This window comes from Herbaspirillum sp. C9C3 (assembly GCF_013359625.1).
Lineage (GTDB): Bacteria > Pseudomonadota > Gammaproteobacteria > Burkholderiales > Burkholderiaceae_D > Herbaspirillum.
The window spans coordinates 30,283-50,781 of the sequence record NZ_JABFMQ010000022.1 but is presented as its reverse complement, the minus strand read 5'-3'; the positions used below and the strand labels follow the sequence as shown (position 1 = coordinate 50,781).

The window sequence follows — 20,499 nt, the reverse complement described above, 5'->3', positions numbered from 1 at the left end:
GAAAAGACCGGCCTTAGACGACCGGTCTAATTTTCCGTTAGAATGCAGCGCATGCGAGAACACTACGATCACAACAAGCGTCACATCCTGCAAGCCGGCCATGCGCTCATCGCGCAGAAGGGCTATACCGGCGTCGGTCTGGCGGAGATCCTGGCGGCGGCGCAGATTCCCAAGGGTTCCTTCTATCATTACTTCGGATCGAAGGAACAATATGGTCGCGAACTGATCCAGCATTATGTGTCCGCCTACCTGGAACGGCTGGACCATGCCCTGTCCGACCACGGCCAGGGTCAAGGCGAAGATGCCCGCCAGCGTCTGCTGACGTACTGGGGGTATTGGCTGGAAAGTCAATGCTGCCAGGAGGCCGAACAGCGCTGCCTGGTGGTCAAGCTCTCCGCAGAAGTCGCCGACCTGTCCGACGACATGCGACAGGCCCTGCACGAGGGCACGCAGCGCTTCATCGGGCGCATCGCCGCCTGCATCGAAGAAGGCATCGCCGAAGGATCGCTGCATACCGTGCTGGAACCGCAGGCCACGGCCACCATGCTTTACCAGCAATGGCTGGGCGCCAGTCTGCTGTCCAGGCTCGGGCGTGACCGCGCGCCGATGGAAGCGGCCATGCTGGTCACGCGACGCGTGCTGGTGGCTCCACGGTAACAGAGTCCCGCGGCCTGTCGCCCACACGCTCGATGAAGCGAACATGAACCGAATACGGAAAGGATTTCCATGACCCAACTACCCAAGACCAATCGCCGCATTGTCCTCGCCTCGCGCCCGACTACGACCCCCACGGCCGAGAATTTCCGTCTCGAAGAAGTGGCCATCCCGCCATTGCAGGACGGCCAGATGCTGCTGCGTGGACTATGGCTCTCGCTGGACCCCTACATGCGCGGCCGCATGAGCGATGCCCCTTCCTATGCTCCTCCGGTGGAAATCGATGGCGTCATGACCGCTGGCGTGGTCTCGCGCGTGGTCAGTTCACGTCATCCAGATTTCCAGGAAGGCGATCTCGTCATGGCCTACACCGGCTGGCAGGAGTACGCCATCTCCGACGGCAGCGGCGCCAACAAGCTGCCGGCCGACTTCGACCATCCTTCGCACGCGCTGGGTGTGCTGGGCATGCCCGGCTATACCGCCTACGCCGGCCTGATCGACATCGGCCAGCCGCGCCCTGGTGAAACCGTGGTGGTGGCCGCAGCCACCGGCGCGGTCGGTTCGCTGGTCGGACAAATCGCCAAGCAGCGTGGCTGCCATGTAGTCGGCATCGCCGGTGGCGCGCAGAAGTGTGAATCGGCGGTCAAGGAACTGGGCTTCGATGCCTGCATCGACCATCGTGCGCCCGACTTCGCCGAGCAACTCAAGGCGGCCTGCGGGCGTGGCATCGATGTATATTTCGAGAACGTCGGTGGCGCCGTGCTCGATGCCGTCATCCCCTTGCTCAACATCCACGCCCGCGTGCCTGTGTGCGGTCTGATCGCCCACTACAACGGTGGCAGCCTGGCCACCGAGAGCAGCGCCATCCTGCGCCGCCTGCTGACCCAGCGCATTCGTGTGCAGGGTTTCATCATCTTCGATTACTACGTCAACCGCCCCGACCTGTATGCCGCTTTCCAGCAGGAAGTCGGCACCTGGCTCAAAGAAGGCAAGCTGCGTTACCGCGAAGACGTGGTGCAGGGCCTGGAGCAGGCCCCCGAAGCCTTCATGGGCCTGCTGCAAGGCAAGAACTTCGGCAAGCTGGTGGTGAAGCTGGATTGAGTCCACGCACCACGGTACGCCATTTCCGGGGAAGCTACCCGGCCACCGGCACGGCCTGCAAGGGCTGTGCCGACTCGACAAGGATTGCCGCATGATTCCGTTTTCCGTCCTCGATCTGTCGCCGATCAACCAGGGCAGTACCGCCGCCCAGGCCTTCAACAACAGCAAGGAACTGGCGCAGCGCGCTGAAGCCCTGGGCTACCGGCGTTACTGGCTGGCCGAGCATCACAACATGCCCGGCATCGCCAGTGCCGCCACGGCGCTGGTGATCTCGCATGTGGCGGCCAACACCAGGACCATCCGCGTCGGTTCCGGCGGCATCATGCTGCCCAATCATTCGCCGCTGGTCATTGCCGAACAGTTCGGTACGCTCGAGTCGCTCTATCCCGGACGCATCGATCTGGGCCTGGGCCGTGCGCCCGGTTCCGACCAGCGCACCGCGCGTGCCCTGCGCCGTCACATGGGCGGTGATACCGCAGAGAACTTCCCGCAGGACGTGCTGGAACTGCAGGAATATTTCGATGAACCCTCGGACTACCAGGCGCTGCGCGCCGTTCCGGGCAGCGGTCTGAAAGTGCCAATCTGGCTGCTGGGTTCCAGCATGTTCAGCGCGCAGCTGGCGGCCGAACTGGGTTTGCCGTTCGCCTTCGCCTCGCACTTCGCGCCGGGCTTCATGAAGTCGGCGGTGCAGATCTACCGCGAGCGCTTCAAGCCGTCGGCGACCCTGAAGAAACCTTACGTGATGCTGGCGCTCAATGTCTTCGCCGCCGATACCCAGCGCCAGGCCGAGCGCCTCTTCACCTCGCTGCAGCAGCAGTTCCTCAATCTCATCCGTGGCACGCCCGGCCAGTTGCGCCCGCCGGTGGAGGATATCGACGCGTTGTGGCAGCCGGGCGAACAGGCTCACGTCGAACGCTCCCTTGCTTGCGCCGTGGTCGGAGACCGAGAGACCGTGCAGGAAGGCCTGCAAGCCTTCATCGATGAACATGCCCCCGACGAGCTCATCATCACCGCGCAGATCTACGACCATGCGGCGCGTCTGCATTCCTTCGAAATCGCCGCCCAGGCGCGCGAGTCGCTGAAGGAAACGGTCACGCTCTGAGCTTGAGCGCACTGCGTGAAAATGGCGGCAGGGAGCGGTCCTGGCCGCCATTCTTTTACCTGCGCCGCCTGGCTGATGAAGCGCCTATTCCATTCCCAGCATGCGCGCCAGACTGTTGCCGCTCTTCTCGCTCACCAGATGGATGTGCTCCTCCAGCGAGAGCAGATGCGCTTCCATCGCCGCCACCGCTCCTTCGGCATCACCGCGTTCGATCAGGTCGACGATATGGGTATGCTCGTCATGCTCGCAGGCAGCATATCCGGCCGGCTCGTGCAGGGCCACGATCAGTGAACAGCGTGATACCAGCTCGCCCAGATAACGCTGCAAGGTCGGATTGCGCGCCACCTCGGCCACCCGCATGTGGAAGGACGAGGCCAGACGTGCCCAGTGCGTCTGCGCATAGCTGTGCATGACCTGATGTTCTTCCTTGAGCTGGCGGCGCAACTTGGCCAGATCGGCGCGGGTTGCATTGCTGACGGCCAGCCGCATGATGGCGCCTTCCAGGGCGCGCCTGGCCTCGAAGATTTCGCGCGTCTCTTCCGGAGTGGGCATTGCCACCACGGCGCCGCGATTGGGTCGCAACTCGACGATGTGTTCATGCGCCAGTTTCTGCAAGGCCTTCTGTACCACCGTGCGGCCCACCCCGAACAGTTCGCACAGCGCCGCCTCCGGCAACTTGGTGCCGGGGGTGAGGCGCTGGCTCATCACGCTGTCGAACACGGTCTGGTAGATGCGCACGATGATGTCTTCGCCCGCTTCGCCCTCCAGCGCCAGCTGCGAGGTGTCGGCCAGATCGTCGTGCCGCACGCGCGGCCGGCCGGCACGGCTCTGTCGTGCCGGACCTGGCTTGGGGGCGTGTTCCTGGGGCTTGCCAGTGCGGGAAGACGGCCTGGAAGTCTTGCGGGGAGAAAGGTCGCTCATCGTCTCGTCGAATGGTGGATCTTGCCCGGTCTCAGTGCGCAGCCTGGAGATTGCGCCACAGGCGGGTCGCCAGCCCGATCAGGGCCAGGTCGCTGCCGGCCGGGCCGAGCAATGATACGCCGATCGGCAGCCCGGCGGGAGTGGTGAAGGGCATGCTCACCTGCGGCAGGCCCGCCAGTCCGGCCACGCAGGTCAGGCCGAAGGTGCGCGCACGCACCTCATCGATGGCGGCGGCCGAGGCATCGCGCAAGGGCGCTACGCTGGAGGCCGACGGCATCACGGCCACCCCGTCCGCCCCCAGCAGGGAGCGCACGCGATGCCGCACCAGGTCCTGTTTTTCGCGCGCTGCGCGGGCGGTGTCGGCGCTGATGTGCTGCGCCATGTCCCAGCGCGCCTGCACCGCCGACCCGAATACCGGACGCGCCGAGCTGATCCACGCGCCATGGCATTGCCAGGCATCGAAGGCGGAGGCCTTGATGTAGGCCATGCGCCATTTCTCCAGTTCGCCTTCCTCACCCGACATGCGCATGTGTTCTCCCGGCAGTTCCGAGCGCAGCGCGTCGTAGACCCGTTGCACCACCGGCTGGAACTCGGGCTCGGCCAGTTCCAGCAGATCGAAGGGCAGCAGGACCTTGCGCACTTGCAATGAACCGGTCTTGGGTAGCAGCACCTGCCCCACGCGCTCGAAGGTGTCGGGATCGTGGGCCAGCCAGGTCGCCGTATCGAAGCTGGGACACAGCGGTGCCATGCTGGCCGTGGAGAGCAGGCCGAAACTGGTACGCAGCCCCCACACGCCGCAATAGCTGGCCGGCACGCGGGTCGAGCCACCGGTGTCGGTGCCCAGCGCGAAGTCGCACAGGCGCGCGGCCACCGCCGCCGCCGATCCGCTGGAGGAGCCGCCCGGCACGCGATCGGGCGCGGCGCTGTTGACCGGGGTGCCGTAGTGGTGATTGTCGCCGTGGATGCTGTAGGCCAGCTCGTCGGTCAGGGTCTTGCCCACCAGCGTGGCACCGGCCTGCAGCAATTGCCCGACCAGCGCATTGCTGCGCGTGGGGATGGGGTGGCTGCGCAGCCAGTCGGGGTTGCCCGCCCCGGTCGGGTGGCCGGCCACGTCGAACAGGTCCTTGGCGGCAAAGCGCAATCCGGCCAGCGGTCCGCTGGCAGCACCGGCCAGGGTGAAGCGGCCATGCGGCACGAAGGCGGCCACGTGATCATCGATCTCGAAGGCGGTGGCGGTGGTAGTGCTGGTAAAGGCCTGGGCGGTACTCATTGATTCTCCTGATGCGTCATGCCAGCTCAGAACGGCTGGCGCAGTTGTTCGAGGCTGTCCACATGGTCGCAGATGGCGCCGGGCGTGGTGAACCAGATCTCGCCGCGATCGCGCGCCGCCGCCAGGTGTTGCAGGGCGCCGCGCAGATGGCGCAGGCGATAGGGCTGGCCCACCAGATAGGGATGCAGGGCAATGCCCATCACCAGCGGTTGGCGCAGGGCCTGCTCGCGCATCTCGTCGAAATTGTCCACGATCATCCGGGCAAAGTCGCGGCCATCCATCTGGCGCGCCACGATCATGGGAATGTCGTTCAATTCCTGCGGGTAGGGAATCGACCACAGGGTTTCGCCGGTGCGGGTGCGCATGTGCACCGGCTGGTCGTCATGTGCCCAGTTGAGGGTGTAGCGATAGCCGCTCTCCTGCAGCAGGTCGGGCGTGACCAGGCTTTCCGAAATCCAGGGCGAGAGCCAGCCCGTGGGCAGTACCCCGCTCCCGGCCTGGATGCGGTCGCGGCAGTGGCGCAGCAGAGCGGCTTCGGCCGACTCGTCCAGCTTGCCCTGTTGATGCGCGTTGGTGTGGCCATGGCCGATCAGTTCGTCACCCCGCGCGGCGAAGGCTTCGACCAGTTCCGGGCAATGATCGTAGAGCGCAGTGTTGATGAGCACGCCGGCGGGCAAGCCGAGTTGCTCGAACAATTCCAGGCAGCGCCAGGCACCGACGCGGTTGCCGTATTCACGCCAGGCATAGTTGAGCACATCGGGCTCGGGGCACACCGGCCCCAGCTTGGCCCCCAGTCCTTCCCCGAAGGCGAAGTGCTCGATGTTGAAGCCCAGGTAGACCGCCAGCCTTGCACCATTGGGCCAGCAATAGTCGGGCCGGCGATGGATGGGCGAGTAGCCGAAGCGGCCATGTGCGCGCAGGGCGCCGAAGGGGGCGCATCCCTCGTCATGGCCTGCGGCCTGGCGCGCGTCGGGGGGCAGGATCGTCGCTTGCATGGGGCCTCCTTACAGCTCGGCCAAACCGGCGCGCACCAGCAGGCGTTCGGCACTGTCGTTCCAGACATCCATCTGCACGATGAGCCCATGGCGGACCACATAGCGGTCCACGTAGCGATTGCCTTCGAAGGCCTCGCCATCGGGCCACACGCCGTACAGCGTGCCACGGTTGTAGACGATGGCCTGTGCCACGGTGGCGCCGGCCACCACTTCGGTCCCCTCGAAACGCTTCTTGACCCAACCGTAGCGCGTGGCATTGAAGGCGGCGCATTGCGCCGGATCGATCATTTCCCGCCCGCCGGTAAAACGGATCTTCAGCTCCGGGGAGACAAAGCGGCGCGCGGCCACCGGGTCGGGAATCATCAGCACGCGCAGGTATTCGTCCACCAGGGCGGCCGGATCGTAGGGCAGGGCAGTGGCCTGCGGGGTGATTGATGATGGTGCGGCGTGCATCATTTTCTCCAGGTTATGCACAAGCATTGTGCATTTATTGATTGCAAGTTTGATTGATTATCAGCGGCAATAAAGATTATTAAATGACGTCACTATTAGAGAGATATTGTCGGCAAAAATTAAGTCTTTCTGCTGCGCTTGGCATAGCCCTTGCATAAGTCATGCCGGGCAGAGTCACTCTCACTTACCGGAACCTTATGGAGGCAACACCATGATCCACCTTACCCGCCGCACCCTCATCGCCGTCGCTGCCGCCACCCTGGCCGCCGCGTTGTCCCCCCTGGCCATGGCGGCCGAGCCCATCAAGATCGGTCTGGTCACCGCGCTGTCCGGCCAGTCGGCCCAGGCCGGCGAGGCGCTCACGCGCGGCATGAGCATCGCCATCGACGAGATCAATGCCAAGGGCGGCCTGCTCGGTGGGCGCAAGCTGGAACTGGTGCGCCGCGATGACGAGGGCAATCCGGCAAAGGGGGTGGTGGCCGCACGTGAACTGATCTTCAAGGACAAGGTGGCGGTGCTCTTCGGTGGCCTCGATACGCCGGTCTCGATGGCCATCGTGCCCATCATCAACCAGCAGAAAGTGCCCTTCGTCGGTCCCTGGGCGGCCGGCACCGGAGTGACCAAGAATGGCGCCAATCCCAACTATGCCTTCCGCGTCTCGGCAGTCGATGAGCTGGTGGACAAGGCCATGCTCAACTACGCGCAGAAGACCTTCAACAGCAGCAAGGCCGGCCTGATTCTGGTCAACAACCCGTGGGGCGAATCGAATGAAAAGGGCATCGTCGCCGCGCTCGCCGAGAAGGGTCTGAAGCCCGCCGGCATCGAGAAGTTCGAGGCCAGCGACGTGGACGTGGTACCGCAACTGAGCCGCTTGAAGGCCGCCGGTGCCGATACCCTGTATCTGGTGGGTAACGTCGGCCCCTCGGCCCAGGTGGTCAAGTCGCTCGACCGCATGGGCTGGAAGGTGCCGGTGGTCTCGCACTGGGGCCCGGCCGGTGGCCGCTTCACCGAACTGGCGGGACCGAACGCGAAGAACGTCCACTTCATCCAGACCTTCAGCTTCTTCGGCAAGCTCTCGCCGGTAGGCGAGAAGGTGGTGGCCGAGCTCAAGGCCAAATATCCCGCCATCAAGGGCCCGGACGATATCACCCCCGCCGTGGGCGTGGCCAATGCCTATGACGGCATGCAGCTGGCGGCGCTGGCCATTGCCAAGGCCGGGTCCACCGATGGGGACGCGATCCGCGAAGGTTTCTACAAGATCGACCGCTACGAGGGGCTGATCAAGACCTACGTCAAGCCTTTCAGTCCGACCGTGCATGACGCCCTGCAAGCCGATGATTACGTCTGGGCGCAGTTCATCGACAACCGCATCCTGCCGGTCGGCATGTCCCGGTAAACCCCTTGGTCAAGACAATGCGCCGCCGCTGCCCGCAGCTTTGCGCGGGCAGGGCGGCGCCAGGAGAACGCGATGCTGCTGTTGTCGGCACTGATCAGCGGATTCGGACTGGGCAGCATGTACGGTCTGATGGCGCTCGGTTTTTACATGACGTATGCCGTCTCCGGCACCGTCAATTTTGCGCAGGGCAGCTCCATGATGCTGGGTGCCGTGCTGTGCTTCACCTTCGCCCAGACGCTGGGCTGGCCGATGTGGCTGGCCATCGTGCTGGCGTTGGCCGCCTGCGCGCTCTACGGCATGCTGGTCGAGGTGCTGGCGGTACGTCCGTTTGCGCGCCAGGGATCGAATGCCTGGCTGATGTCGACGGTGGCCTTGGGCATCGTGCTGGACAACCTGGTCATGCACACGTTCGGCAAGGAGCCGCGCAGCCTGCCCTCGCCCCTGGCACAGTCCTCCATCGAGCTGGGCGGCATGGGCCTGGGCGTCTATCCGCTGCAGTTGCTGATCCCGATCGTCGGCCTGGTCCTGGCCGCGCTGCTGCACACCATCTCGCGCCGTACGCGCTGGGGTACCGCCCTGCTGGCGGTGGTGCAGAACCGTGATGCAGCGCGCCTGATGGGCATCCCCATCACGCGCGCCATCGCGGTGGCCTTTGCGCTCTCGACCCTGCTGGCCGGGGTGGCGGGTGTGCTGATTGCCCCGCTCTTGAACGTCAATGCCGACATGGGCACGCTGTTCGGTCTCAAGGCGTTTGCCGTGGCCATCCTCGGTGGCATCACCAGCGCCTGGGGCGTGATGATCGCGGGCCTGCTGTTCGGTATGGCCGAAGCGCTCATCACGGCCACGCTCGGTTCCGGTTACACCCAGATCATCACCTTCGCCCTGGTGATTGCGGTGCTGGCCATTCGTCCCAATGGCCTGTTCGGCCGCGCACAGGTGAAAAAGGTATGAATCGTTTACCCCATTCCATCGCCCGCAGTCTGGAGGTGGCAGCACGGCCTGCGGCGGCGCCTGCGTCGGGTCGCATCAAGCTCGGGCTGGGCACACCGGCTGCCCTGGCGTTTTCTGCACTGTGCCTGATCGCCGCCATCACCCTGGCCCTGTCGATCAACAGCTATTACGTCTTCGTGCTGGCCGGCATCGCCCTGGTGGCCATCGTCGGCATCGGGCTCAATGTGCTCATCGGCCTGACCGGCCAGGTCTCCTTCGGTCACGTCGGTTTCTATGCGGTGGGCGCCTATACCGTCGCCATTCTCACCACCAAGGCCGGGCTCTCGTTCTGGCTGGCCTGGCCGCTGGCCGCGGTGGTCGCCGGTGCGCTGGGCGTGTTGCTGGCCTTGCCCGCGCTGCGGGTGAAGGGGCCGTATCTGGCGATGATCACGATCGCCTTCAGCTTCATCATCCAGCACGCCATCATCGAACTGCGCGACCTCACCGGCGGCCAGAACGGCATCATGGGCCTGAGCGCACCAGCCTTCCTGGGTTTGCAGGCCGAGCGTGCAATTGCGGTGCTGGGGCTGGTGACGGCTGCGGTGGTACTGGCCGCCTACTGCTGGCTCTCGCGCGGCAGCTGGGGCGCGGCCATGCGTGCGGTGCGCGACAGCGAGACCGCGGCCGAATCCATCGGTCTCAATCCGCTGGTCATCAAGACCGTCGCCTTTGCCTTGTCGGCGGCGCTGGCGGGGTTGGCGGGCGGTCTGTTCGCACCGCTGTCCACCTTCGTCACGCCCGATACGTTCAGCTTCATGCAGTCCATTCTCTTCGTGCTGGTGGTGGTACTGGGGGGCTCGGGGTCCATCCTTGGCCCCGTGATCGGTGCGGTCATCGTGGGTGCCTTGCCAGAACTGCTCTCCAGCCTGGAAGACTATCGTTTGCTGTTCTTCGGTGCCTTGCTGCTGCTGGTGCTGTGGGTCGCCCCGGATGGCGTGACCGGCCTGCTGGGCAAGCTGGCGGCGCGCTTGCGCAAGCCGGTGGTTTGCGCTCGCGATGCGGTGCTGGCGGACGACGGGGCGGAAGTGGCGTTGCCGGTCCGCGCGCGCCGCACCCTAGCAGCCGATGGCCTGACGATGGTCTTCGGGGGCGTGCGTGCGGTCAGCGATCTGGGCTTTGAGGTCCCCGGTGGCGCGGTCACCAGCCTGATCGGACCGAATGGCGCGGGCAAGACTACGGCCCTGAACATGCTCTCCGGCTTCTATCGTCCCAGTGCCGGTCAGTTCACGCTGGGCCAGATCGCCCTGGCGGGATTGCCGGCCTTCCGCATTGCGCGTCACGGCGTGGCCCGTACCTACCAGACGTCGCAATTGTTCGGCAGTCTTGCCGTGGCCGATAACGTGGCCCTGGCGTGTGGCCGTGGTCGCCTCGGCGGGCTGCTGTCGGCGCGGGGGTTCATTTCGGGTGAAGTGCGTGCACGCTGCCGTGAACTGCTGGATTTTTGCGGCTATCGCGGTGCGCTCGATATCCCCAGTGCCGACCTGGCACACGTCGATCGTCGCCTGGTGGAAATCGCCCGCGCGCTGGCGACCGATCCCGATGTGCTGCTGCTCGATGAACCGGCCGCCGGTCTCTCGCGCGAAGACAAGACCATGCTGGCGCAACTGCTGACGAAGATCGCAGAAGCCGGCATCAGCGTGGTAGTGGTCGAGCATGACATGGAACTGGTGATGCAGATCTCGCGCCGCATCGTCGTGCTCGATGCGGGCCAGCGCCTGGCCATCGGGACAGCGCAGGAAGTACAGAACGATCCGGCGGTGCGCAAGGCCTATCTGGGCGACGGCACGCAGCAGGCGGTGGCAGCCGTGCGCGCAGCGATGAGCGGTGCGGATGAATTGCTGGGCGTGGGTGAACTGGTCACCGGCTATGGCGCCGAACCGGTCCTGCATGGCATCAACCTGCAGGTGCGCCAGGGCGAGATGATTGCGCTGCTGGGCGCCAATGGCGCGGGCAAGTCCACGCTCATGCGTTCATTGGCCGGCCTGCACCGGCCGGTACAGGGGGGCATCCACGCAGGTGGCGTGAGCCTCATGGATCTGCGCGCCGAACAGATCGTGCGGCAGGGCGTGGTACTGGTGCCGGAAGGGCGGCAGGTGTTTCCGGAACTGTCGGTGCTGGACAATATCCGTCTGGGTGCCTTCCTCTATCCCCAGGATGTGGAGGCGCGCGTGCAAGAGATGCTGGGCCGCTTCCCGCGCTTGCGTGAGCGCCTGCATCACCGCGCCGGTCTGCTCTCCGGTGGCGAGCAGCAGATGCTGGCCATTGCGCGCGGTCTGATGTCGCGGCCGCGCGTGCTGCTGCTCGATGAGCCCTCCCTGGGTCTGGCGCCCAAGGTGATCGCCGAATTGTTTGCGGCGCTGGATCAGCTGCGTCGCGAGAACATGACCATCGTGCTGGTCGATCAGATGGCTGCGCTGGCCTTGTCCCTGGCCGATCGTGCCTACGTCATCGAAGGCGGCCGCGTGGTGGCGCAAGGGACCGCCGCCGAGATCGCCGCCAATGATGCGCTGGCCAGGGCCTATCTCGGCGCGCACTGACTTGCTGCAAGGAACGAACACATGGAATCAACCCAGCCCTACGAGATCAACCTGCCCGACGTAATGGCCGAAGTGCGTCACGCCTTCGAACGTTACGAAGTGGCCCTGACCACCAACCAGATCGAGGTACTCGATGAATTGTTTCTCGAGGGGCCGCACACGGTGCGTTACGGCGCCACCGAGAACCTGGTCGGCACCGAAGCCATCCGCGCCTTCCGTCAGGGCCGTTCACCGAAGAGTCTGATGCGCAGCCTGCGCGCCACCGTCATCACCACCTATGGCCGCGACTATGCGGTGGCCGATACCGAATTCACCCGCGAGGGCGAAGTGCGCATCGGACGCCAGAGTCATACCTGGCTGCGTTGCCCGCAAGGCTGGCGCATCGTGGCCGCGCATGTCTCATGGATGGATGCCGCCAAGACGGTCCCCTGAAAGCTTTGCCGTCCGCGGGTATGATCCTCGCAGCAGTTTTCCCTACTCGACAAGAACATCAGGAGTCAGCCATGTTGTACAGCAAGACCTGTCTGGGCGGAATGGTCACCGCTCCCCATCACCTGGCCGCACAAGCCGGTGCGCAGATCCTGCGCGAGGGTGGCAACGCCGTCGAAGCCATGGTCGCGGCAGCGGCCACCATCGCGGTGGTGTACCCGCACATGAACGGTATAGGTGGCGATGGCTTCTGGGTCATCAGCGAACCGGGGCAGGAGCCGATAGCCATTCGCGCCTGCGGCCCCTCGGCGGCGCTGGCGACCAAGGACTTCTACGCCGCACATGGTCACAGTGCCATGCCCACACGCGGCCCGCATGCGGCGCTGACCGTGGCCGGTGCCGTGGGCGGCTGGTCGGCGGCACTGGAGCATGCCCGCCGTTTCGGCCGCGCCCTGCCGTTGCCGGTGCTGCTGGCCGATGCCATCCGCCATGCGAAGAACGGCGTGCCCATCACCCGCTCCCAACACGAGCTGACCCGCGACAAGTGGGATGAGCTCAAGGACCAGCCCGGCTTCGCCGCCACCTATGCCGCTGACGGCATCGCCGCGCAGGGCAAGGTGCTGAAACAGTCAGCCCTGGCGGACAGCCTCTCGCGCCTGGCCGAGGCCGGTCTCGATGATTTCTATCGCGGCGACTTGGCGCAACGCCTTGCTGCGGGCCTGGAAGCGGCCGGCAGCCCATTGCGCCGCGGTGACCTGGAGGCCTTCCGCGCGCAGGTGGTACAGCCGCTGATGGTGCAATTGACGTCAGGCCGCGTCTACAACCTGCCACCGCCGACACAGGGTGTCTCGGCGCTGATGATCATCGGTCTGTTCGACCGTCTCGGTATCAAGGAGGCCGACGGCTTCGAGCACATCCACGCACTGGTGGAAGCCACCAAGCGCGCCTTCATCCTGCGCAACCAGCACGTGACCGACCCCGCCCACATGAGCGTGGACGCCGCGCACTGGCTGCTGGCCGAGGCGCTGGACCAGGAAGCCAGGCACATTGACATGCAGCATGCCGCCCCCTGGCCCCATCCGGCCAAGCCGGGCGACACCATCTGGATGGGTGCGGCCGATGCCCAGGGCCGCGTAGTGAGCTACATCCAGAGCATCTTCTGGGAATTCGGCAGTGGCGTGGTGGTGCCCGACACCGGCATCGTCTGGCAGAACCGAGGCGCCAGCTTCACGCTGGACGACGGCGCCAACCAGCTGCAACCGGGCAAGCTCCCCTTCCATACACTGAATCCTTCGCTGGCACGTCTGAATGACGGGCGCACTCTGGCCTACGGCACCATGGGCGGGGAAGGGCAGCCGCAGACGCAGGCGGCGGTATTCACCCGCCACGTGCTGTTCGGCCAGAACCTGCAGGCGGCGGTCAGCGCACCGCGCTGGCTGTTGGGGCGCACCTGGGGCGATGTCTCCACCAACCTGAAGGTGGAGGGCCGGGTACCGGCCGCCACCATCGAGGCCTTGCGTCGGGCCGGCCATGAGGTCCAGGTGGTGGAGGATTACACCGACATGATGGGCCACGCAGGAGCGGTCTGCGTCCATCCGGACGGGGTCATCGAGGGCGCTACCGATCCGCGTGCCGACGGAGTCTGTGCCGGCGTCTGAAAACGCCGCACCCGCGCCAACGAACCCACGCACTGGTATCCACACTCCCGCAGGCGGCCTTTGTCCGCCTGCGCGGCCACACTGGCGGAGGGTGAAGATTCTCACCAAGACTCGCCCGCCGTTGTCTTTTTGCATTTCCCGTAGTGCAGGAATTGACGCTTATTGCGCTCTTTTGCCGCCTTTGTCTCCGCTTTGACTCGCGAGAATTGGTGATTTTTTTGTCGTGGAAAAAAATTCTCGAAGTTTTTCGGGAAATGCGATGAAAAACCATAGTTGTTCTGGCAAGATGCCATAAACCTATGCGGTTCACAGGGGAGCCGTCATGTATCAAGCCGCGTCGCCATTTTGTCTGAATTGAACAAGAATAAAGCCCCATCTCCGCCGAATCTGTCGTCGCTGATTACGCTGGGGGTGGTCATCACCGTGCTCATCACGACCGTGTCGGTACTGATTCTGGTGGATCAGTTCACCCGCGGCTATGCGCGTTCGGAAAGCGAAACGCGCATGAAGCAGCTGGCCTGGCAGATGCGCGATGCGCTCGAACGTGGCATGCGCGAGCGCGAGGTCGATCTGCGCCTGCTGGTGCAGCGGCCTTCGGTGCGCGCCGGGCAGGACCTGCCGCGTATCCGCCGGGTCTTCAATGAACTGCAGGCCAATGTCCCGCACTATGCGTGGATCGGGCTGGCACGCCCCGACGGTACCGTGGCGGTCGCCAGCAATGGCCTGCTGGAAGGGGCCAGCGTGGCCGAGCGGCCTTGGTTCAAGGAGGGTATCAACGGGGAATATGCGGCCGACTTCCATCCCGCCGTGCTGCTGGCGCAAAAGCTGCCGCCGCAATCCGATCCCTGGCGCTTCGTCGATCTGTCGGCGCCGGTTCATGACGTCGACGGACATTTACTGGGCGTGGTGGGTATGCACCTGTCCTGGTCATGGGCACGTGACATCGCTGCCAAGCTGCTGGATCCGACCGTCAATCGTTACGACGTCGAGGTCATCCTGGTACGCGATGACGGCACCGTCATCCTCGGTCCCAAGGGCATGGAAGAGCGCAAGGTCGACACCCCCAGTTGGCGCGCCGCACAGGCCAGTCAGGAGGGCGGTTCGCTGCTGGAAACCTGGCCCGATGGCCGCCGCTACGTCAGCGGCTACGCCCGCACTGGCCGCAACGATGGCATGAAGCTGCAATGGAGCGTGATCGTACGCCAGCCCGAGACCGTGGCGCTGCATGCCTTCCGTGATCTGGAGCAGCGGGTGATCCTGGTCGGTGCCCTCTCTGGGGCGGTACTGGTGATCCTGGCCTTCATCCTCACGCGTCGCCTGGTCGCCCCCATCAATGCCCTCTCGGCGGCGCTGGAGCAGCGCGCCGCAGGTCGTCCGGACGTTGCCATCCCGCAGGTCAACAGCTATCGCGAGATCCAGTTGCTGTCTTCGACCCTGGTCAACATGGTCGAGCGAGAAGAAGCCTATCTGCGCGAAGTGCGTTCGCTCAACGAAAGCCTGGAGCAGCGCGTAGCCGAACGCACCAGCCGCCTGCATGAAACCGCCAGTGCCCTGCAGCAGGCGCTGGACCAGCAGCAGGCCAACCAGATCCAGCTCGAAGAAAGTGCTGCCGAGTTGCGCGCCATCCTCGAAAACGCCCAGGATGCCTTCATCGCCGCCGACGAACAGGGCCGCGTGGTCGAGTGGAACCGCCAGGCCGAACTGCTCCTGGGCTGGCCGCGTGACCAGGCCATGGGGCGCGACATGGCCGAACTCATCATCCCGCCGGACATGCGTGCGGCCCATAACCGCGGCATGGCGCAGTTCCTCGAGGATGGCACCAGCGTGGTCATCAACAACCGCATCGAGCTGCAGGCCCTGCATCATGATGGCCATGAACTGCCCATCGAGATCACGGTCGGGCATGTCAAGCGTCAGAGCGGTCATCTGTTCATCGCCTTCCTGCATGACATTACCGAGCGCCTGGCCTTCCGCGACCAGATGCGCGAACTGGCCCTCACCGATGTGCTGACCAGCCTGCCCAACCGCCGCGCCTTCAGCGACCGCCTGCCCGAAGGCATGATGCGCGCGCGTCGTGCCGACCAGTTGCTGGCGCTGTTCTTCATGGACATCGATGGCTTCAAGGGCGTCAACGACCGTTACGGCCACGAGGCCGGCGACGAGCTGCTGGTGGAGTTCGCCCGTCGTCTGCAACGCTCGGTGCGCGATGTCGACACCGTGGCGCGCCTGGCCGGCGACGAATTCGTGGTGATCCTGGAAAACCTGCAGACCCAGGAAGATGCGGTCATGGTGGCTGAGAAGATCCTCCACACCATCCGCGAACCCTTCCAGCTGACGCACTCCACCGTCAACATCTCCAGCAGCATCGGCGTGGCCGTCTATCAGCCCAACCTGGATGGCGAAGTCGGCCCTGAAGAGTTGCTGGCCATGGCCGACAAGGCCATGTATGCGGCCAAGCGCCTGGGCAAGAACCGCGTCGAACTGGGGCGCGTCGGCGACGTCTGATCCGCCGGGCGGTAGCTCGCCCGTCCCTTGTTTTCCTTCCCTTTCCTTCCATTTGCCTCCCGCGTTCGCCCCTGCTGGCGATACATTTCGTCTCATTTACGGTTTGTTTACGCTCCTGCGCAAAACATTTACCGGGATTTGATGCTGCTTTCCCTATCGTTCGACTGTCTCGCTTTCCGCCCCGGGAAGCGAGCGCGACAACGTCAACAATGGAGCGGGAAATGTGGCAAACGGATTTTCTCTACATAGGCATGCTGGCCGTCTGCGGCCTTTCGATGTGGGCGTTCATCGCCCTGTGCAGCCGTCTGGAACGGCAGGAAGGCGAGAAGAAATGAACCTCATGACACTGCTGGGTCTGGTGGTGGCCATCGCCCTCCTGCTGTACCTGGTCTATGCCCTCATCAAGCCGGAGGATTTCTGACATGGACAGCAACAATTTTCTCCAGCTCGCCCTTTATCTGGTCATCCTGCTGGTCCTTTCCCTGCCGCTGGGCTGGTACATGGCCCGCGTGATGGAAGGCAAGTCCCGTGTGAACCGCCTTTTCGGCGGCATCGAGCGTATCTTCTATCGACTGTGCGGTATCAGCCGTGACCACGAGATGGACTGGAAGCAGTACGCCATCGCCGTCGTGCTGTTCAATGTCATCGGTGCCGTGGTGGTCTACCTGCTGCAGCGTGTGCAGCAATGGCTGCCGCTGAACCCGGCGGTACAGATCAACGTCAGCCCGGACTCATCCTTCAACACGGCGCTGAGCTTTGTCACCAACACCAACTGGCAGGGCTATGCGGGCGAAGCCACCATGAGCTACCTGACCCAGATGGCAGCCCTGGCGGTGCAGAACTTCTTGTCGGCGGCCACCGGCATCGCCATTGCCTTTGCGCTCATTCGCGGCTTTGCCCGTCACGGCAGCAAGAGCATCGGCAACTTCTGGGTCGACATGACCCGCAGCACGCTCTACGTGCTGCTGCCGCTGTCGGTGGTGTTCGCGCTGGTATTGGTGCAACAGGGCAGCATCCAGAACTTCCGTGCCTATCAGGAAGTGAAGACCCTGGAAGTGACCCACTACACCATCCCCAAGCTGGATGCTGCCGGACAGCCGTTGAAGGATGCCAAGGGCGAACCCGTGACCGAAGCGCAAAGCACCGACAGGCAGACCCTGCCCATGGGCCCGGTGGCCTCGCAGGAAGCCATCAAGATGATCGGCACCAACGGCGGCGGTTTCTTCAACGCCAATTCGTCCCATCCGTACGAGAATCCGACGCCGCTCTCCAACTTCCTGCAGATGCTGGCCATCCTCATCATCCCGGCTGCGCTGTGCACCAGCTTTGGCGTGCTGGTCGGCGATCGTCGTCAGGGCTGGGCCATTCTCGCCGCCATGACGCTGTTGTTCGTGGTGATGACGCTGGTGCTGATGTACTCGGAATCGCAAGCCAACCCGATGCTGGCGTCGCTGCACGCTTCCGGGCCGGGCATGATGGAGGGCAAGGAAACCCGCTTCGGCATTCCGGCCTCGGCGCTGTTCGCCTCCATCACCACGGCGGCTTCCTGCGGTGCGGTCAATGCCATGCACGATTCGCTCTCGCCCTTGGGGGGACTGGTACCAATGCTGCAGATGCAGTTGGGTGAAGTAGTGTTTGGCGGGGTCGGCTCGGGCCTGTACGGCATGCTCATCTTTGCGGTGCTGGCAGTGTTCATCGCCGGCCTCATGATCGGGCGTACGCCGGAATATCTGGGCAAGAAGATCGGCGTGTTCGACATGAAGATGATGTCCATCGCCATCCTCATGACGCCGGCCCTGGTGCTGATCTTCACCGCCCTCTCGGTGATGGTGGAAGCGGGCCTGGCCGGTATTGCCAACCCCGGCGTGCACGGCTTCTCGGAAATCCTCTACGCCTTCAGCTCGGCGGCCAACAACAACGGCAGCGCCTTCGCCGGGCTCTCGGCCAATACACCGTACTACAACATCACCACCGGCCTGTGCGCCTGGTTGGGTCGCTTCGGCATCATCGTGCCGGTGCTGGCCATGGCCGGTTCGCTGGCCGGCAAGAAGCGCCTGGCAGCCACCTCCGGCACCCTGCCCACGCATGGTCCGCTGTTCGTGGCGCTGCTCATCGGTGCCGTGATCCTGGTGGGGGCCCTGACCTATGTACCGGCGCTGGCGCTGGGACCGGTGGTCGAGCACCTGCAGATGATGGCGATGTAAATGATTTGGATGGATGGCGCCGGGCATTGCGCCCGGCGGAGCAACCCGCAACGGATACCCTTATGACTACCCCTTCGAGCAATACTCCGGCCGGCAGCACCCAAGTCGCGCCGACCGATGCCACCGTCAGCGCTGCGCAGACCACGCGCTGGATGTTCGATCCCAAGATCGTCAAGCCGGCCCTGGCCGACTCCTTCCGCAAGCTCTCGCCGCGCGTGCAATGGCGCAATCCGGTGATGTTCGTGGTTTATCTCGGCAGCATTCTGACCACGCTGCTGTTCATCCAGGCCGTTACTGGCCGGGGTGATGCGCCGGCCGGTTTCATCCTCGCCATCGCCGCCTGGTTGTGGTTCACGGTGCTCTTCGCCAACTTCGCCGAGGCCCTGGCCGAAGGTCGCAGCAAGGCCCAGGCTGCGGCCCTGCGCGGCGTCAAGAAAAGCGTGCTGGCCAAGAAGTTGCGCAGTGCCGATTACACTCGTGGCATGGCGGTGGCCAACGCTGCACGCCAATGCGAAGTAGTGGAAGGTGGCAGTCTGCGCAAGGGTGATCTGGTGCTCATCGAAGCGGGCGATACGGTACCGGCCGATGGCGATGTCATCGAAGGCGTGGCCACCGTCGACGAGAGCGCCATCACCGGCGAATCCGCCCCCGTGATCCGTGAGTCCGGCGGCGACTTTTCGGCGGTGACCGGTGGCACGCGCGTGCTGTCGGACTGGATCGTGGTGCGTGTCTCGGTCAATCCCGGCGAAGCCTTCCTCGACCGCATGATCGCCATGGTCGAGGGCGCACGCCGCCAGAAGACCCCCAACGAGCTGGCGCTGACCCTGTTGCTGGTGGCGCTGACGCTGGTGTTCCTGCTGGTGACGGTGACCCTGCTGCCGTTCTCGATCTTCTCGGTCACTGCCGCCGGTGCCGGTGCACCGGTCTCGGTGACGGCCTTGATCGCCCTGCTGGTGTGCCTGATCCCGACCACCATCGGCGGCCTGCTCTCGGCCATCGGCGTGGCCGGCATGAGCCGCATGATGCAGGCCAACGTCATCGCCACCTCGGGCCGCGCCGTGGAAGCGGCCGGCGACGTCGACGTGCTGCTGCTGGACAAGACCGGCACCATCACCCTGGGCAACCGTCAGGCCGCCAACTTCATGCCGGCTCCGGGCGTCACCGAGCACGAGCTGGCCGACGTTGCACAACTGGCCTCGCTGGCCGATGAAACCCCGGAAGGCCGCAGCATCGTGGTACTGGCCAAGAACCGCTTCAACCTGCGTGAGCGCGAGATGGCCAAGCTGGGTGCGCAGTTCATCGCCTTCTCGGCCCAGACGCGCGTCTCCGGTATCGACATCGGCAATCGTCGCATTCGCAAGGGCGCAGCCGACGCCATCCGCAAGCTGGTGCGCGCGGCTGACCAGCGCCTGCCGGCCCAGGTGGAAAGCGACGTCGAAGCCATCGCCCGCCGTGGCGGTACGCCGCTGGTGGTCATCGAATGGAGCAACGAGGCCGCTGTCATTCAGCAGGGCGCACCGATCCGCATCTTGGGTACGGTGGAATTGAAGGACATCGTCAAGGGCGGCATCAAGGAACGCTTTGGCGAACTGCGTCGCATGGGTATCAAGACCGTGATGATCACCGGTGACAACCGCCTGACCGCAGCGGCGATTGCTGCTGAAGCGGGCGTCGACGACTTCCTCGCCGAAGCCACGCCGGAACAGAAACTGGCCCTGATCCGCCAGCACCAGGCCGAAGGCAAGCTGGTGGCCATGACCGGTGACGGCACCAACGATGCCCCGGCCCTGGCCCAGGCCGATGTGGCCGTGGCCATGAACAGCGGCACGCAGGCCGCCAAGGAAGCCGGCAACATGGTCGACCTCGATTCCAATCCGACCAAGCTGATCGAGATCGTCGAGATCGGCAAGCAGATGCTGATGACGCGCGGCAGTCTCACCACCTTCAGCATCGCCAATGACGTGGCCAAGTACTTTGCCATCATCCCGGCCATGTTCGTGGCCAGCTATCCGCAGCTGGGCGCGCTCAACGTGATGCGGCTGACCAGTCCCGACTCGGCCATCATGTCGGCGGTGATCTTCAATGCCCTGGTGATTGTCGCCCTGATCCCGCTGGCCCTGCGCGGGGTGGGCTATCGCGCCCTGGGCGCCGCCGTGCTCCTGCGCCGCAATCTCTTGATCTACGGCCTGGGCGGGCTGGTGGTGCCGTTCGTGGGCATCAAGCTGATCGACCTGCTGTTGACGGCCTTCGGCCTGGTCTGAACCTGATTTCGATTTTCAAGGAA

16 protein-coding genes are annotated in these 20,499 nt (G+C 64.6%); 12 read left to right on the top strand and 4 right to left on the bottom strand.

Annotated elements, in window-relative coordinates; translation table 11 throughout:
• Positions 1–51 precede the first annotated feature (51 nt).
• From HNO82_RS17850 to HNO82_RS17840, 3 genes are all read left to right on the top strand, one after another.
• On the top strand, positions 52–657 hold the full coding sequence (locus HNO82_RS17850; protein ID WP_008331792.1) for a TetR/AcrR family transcriptional regulator: 606 nt from the start codon (positions 52–54) through the stop codon (positions 655–657).
• Between the two features lie 69 nt (positions 658–726).
• Positions 727–1,755, top strand: coding sequence for an NADPH-dependent curcumin/dihydrocurcumin reductase (curA, locus tag HNO82_RS17845; RefSeq protein WP_175344627.1), 1,029 nt, complete (start codon positions 727–729; stop codon positions 1,753–1,755).
• A gap of 91 nt (positions 1,756–1,846) precedes the next feature.
• Positions 1,847–2,857 (top strand): LLM class flavin-dependent oxidoreductase, encoded by a 1,011-nt coding sequence (locus HNO82_RS17840; protein WP_175344626.1) that lies wholly within the window; start codon positions 1,847–1,849, stop codon positions 2,855–2,857.
• Positions 2,858–2,941: 84 nt separating this feature from the next.
• On the opposite strand, the gene HNO82_RS17835 is transcribed toward HNO82_RS17840, so the two are convergent.
• The 4 genes from HNO82_RS17835 to HNO82_RS17820 are packed head-to-tail and all read right to left on the bottom strand — an operon-like array spanning position 2,942 to position 6,496.
• Positions 2,942–3,778 carry a GntR family transcriptional regulator gene (locus HNO82_RS17835; protein WP_175344625.1) on the bottom strand — a complete coding sequence of 279 codons (837 nt, stop codon included), beginning with the start codon at positions 3,776–3,778 and terminating at the stop codon, positions 2,942–2,944.
• A gap of 31 nt (positions 3,779–3,809) precedes the next feature.
• Entirely contained in the window at positions 3,810–5,048 is a 1,239-nt protein-coding gene (locus HNO82_RS17830; RefSeq protein ID WP_175344624.1) for an amidase, read from the bottom strand.
• A 26-nt stretch (positions 5,049–5,074) separates the two neighbouring features.
• The gene (locus HNO82_RS17825) at positions 5,075–6,043 is read right to left on the bottom strand and encodes a polysaccharide deacetylase family protein (protein WP_008331774.1); all 969 of its coding nucleotides are present in this window, start codon (positions 6,041–6,043) and stop codon (positions 5,075–5,077) included.
• A gap of 9 nt (positions 6,044–6,052) precedes the next feature.
• A complete protein-coding gene (locus HNO82_RS17820; protein ID WP_050978124.1) occupies positions 6,053–6,496 on the bottom strand; it encodes a hypothetical protein in 444 nt (147 codons plus the stop codon).
• A 211-nt stretch (positions 6,497–6,707) separates the two neighbouring features.
• Here HNO82_RS17820 and HNO82_RS17815 point away from each other — a divergent pair, with 211 nt between their 5' ends.
• The 9 genes from HNO82_RS17815 to kdpB all read left to right on the top strand — a co-directional run bounded on the left by HNO82_RS17815 (position 6,708) and on the right by kdpB (position 20,476).
• The gene (locus HNO82_RS17815) at positions 6,708–7,892 is read left to right on the top strand and encodes an ABC transporter substrate-binding protein (protein WP_008331769.1); all 1,185 of its coding nucleotides are present in this window, start codon (positions 6,708–6,710) and stop codon (positions 7,890–7,892) included.
• A gap of 72 nt (positions 7,893–7,964) precedes the next feature.
• Positions 7,965–8,843 (top strand): branched-chain amino acid ABC transporter permease, encoded by an 879-nt coding sequence (locus HNO82_RS17810; protein ID WP_175344623.1) that lies wholly within the window; start codon positions 7,965–7,967, stop codon positions 8,841–8,843.
• Positions 8,840–11,419 carry a branched-chain amino acid ABC transporter ATP-binding protein/permease gene (locus HNO82_RS17805; protein WP_175344622.1) on the top strand — a complete coding sequence of 860 codons (2,580 nt, stop codon included), beginning with the start codon at positions 8,840–8,842 and terminating at the stop codon, positions 11,417–11,419. Before HNO82_RS17810 ends, HNO82_RS17805 begins: the two co-directional genes overlap by 4 nt.
• Positions 11,420–11,440: 21 nt before the next feature.
• The gene (gene hpxZ, locus HNO82_RS17800; RefSeq protein WP_175344621.1) at positions 11,441–11,851 is read left to right on the top strand and encodes an oxalurate catabolism protein HpxZ; all 411 of its coding nucleotides are present in this window, start codon (positions 11,441–11,443) and stop codon (positions 11,849–11,851) included.
• 71 nt (positions 11,852–11,922) lie between these two features.
• A complete protein-coding gene (locus HNO82_RS17795; protein WP_175344620.1) occupies positions 11,923–13,506 on the top strand; it encodes a gamma-glutamyltransferase family protein in 1,584 nt (527 codons plus the stop codon).
• Positions 13,507–13,860: 354 nt separating this feature from the next.
• Positions 13,861–16,011, top strand: coding sequence for a diguanylate cyclase domain-containing protein (locus tag HNO82_RS17790; RefSeq protein WP_249777039.1), 2,151 nt, complete (start codon positions 13,861–13,863; stop codon positions 16,009–16,011).
• A 331-nt stretch (positions 16,012–16,342) separates the two neighbouring features.
• Positions 16,343–16,432: a K(+)-transporting ATPase subunit F gene (kdpF, locus tag HNO82_RS17785; protein WP_034350945.1), complete on the top strand. Its 90-nt coding sequence runs from the start codon at positions 16,343–16,345 to the stop codon at positions 16,430–16,432.
• Position 16,433: 1 nt separating this feature from the next.
• Positions 16,434–18,215, top strand: a complete 1,782-nt coding sequence (kdpA, locus tag HNO82_RS17780; protein WP_175344619.1) for a potassium-transporting ATPase subunit KdpA — start codon at positions 16,434–16,436, stop codon at positions 18,213–18,215.
• 152 nt (positions 18,216–18,367) lie between these two features.
• Complete coding sequence (gene kdpB, locus HNO82_RS17775; RefSeq protein WP_217509961.1) at positions 18,368–20,476, top strand: potassium-transporting ATPase subunit KdpB; 2,109 nt, start codon at positions 18,368–18,370, stop codon at positions 20,474–20,476.
• The last annotated feature ends 23 nt before the right edge of the window (positions 20,477–20,499 follow it).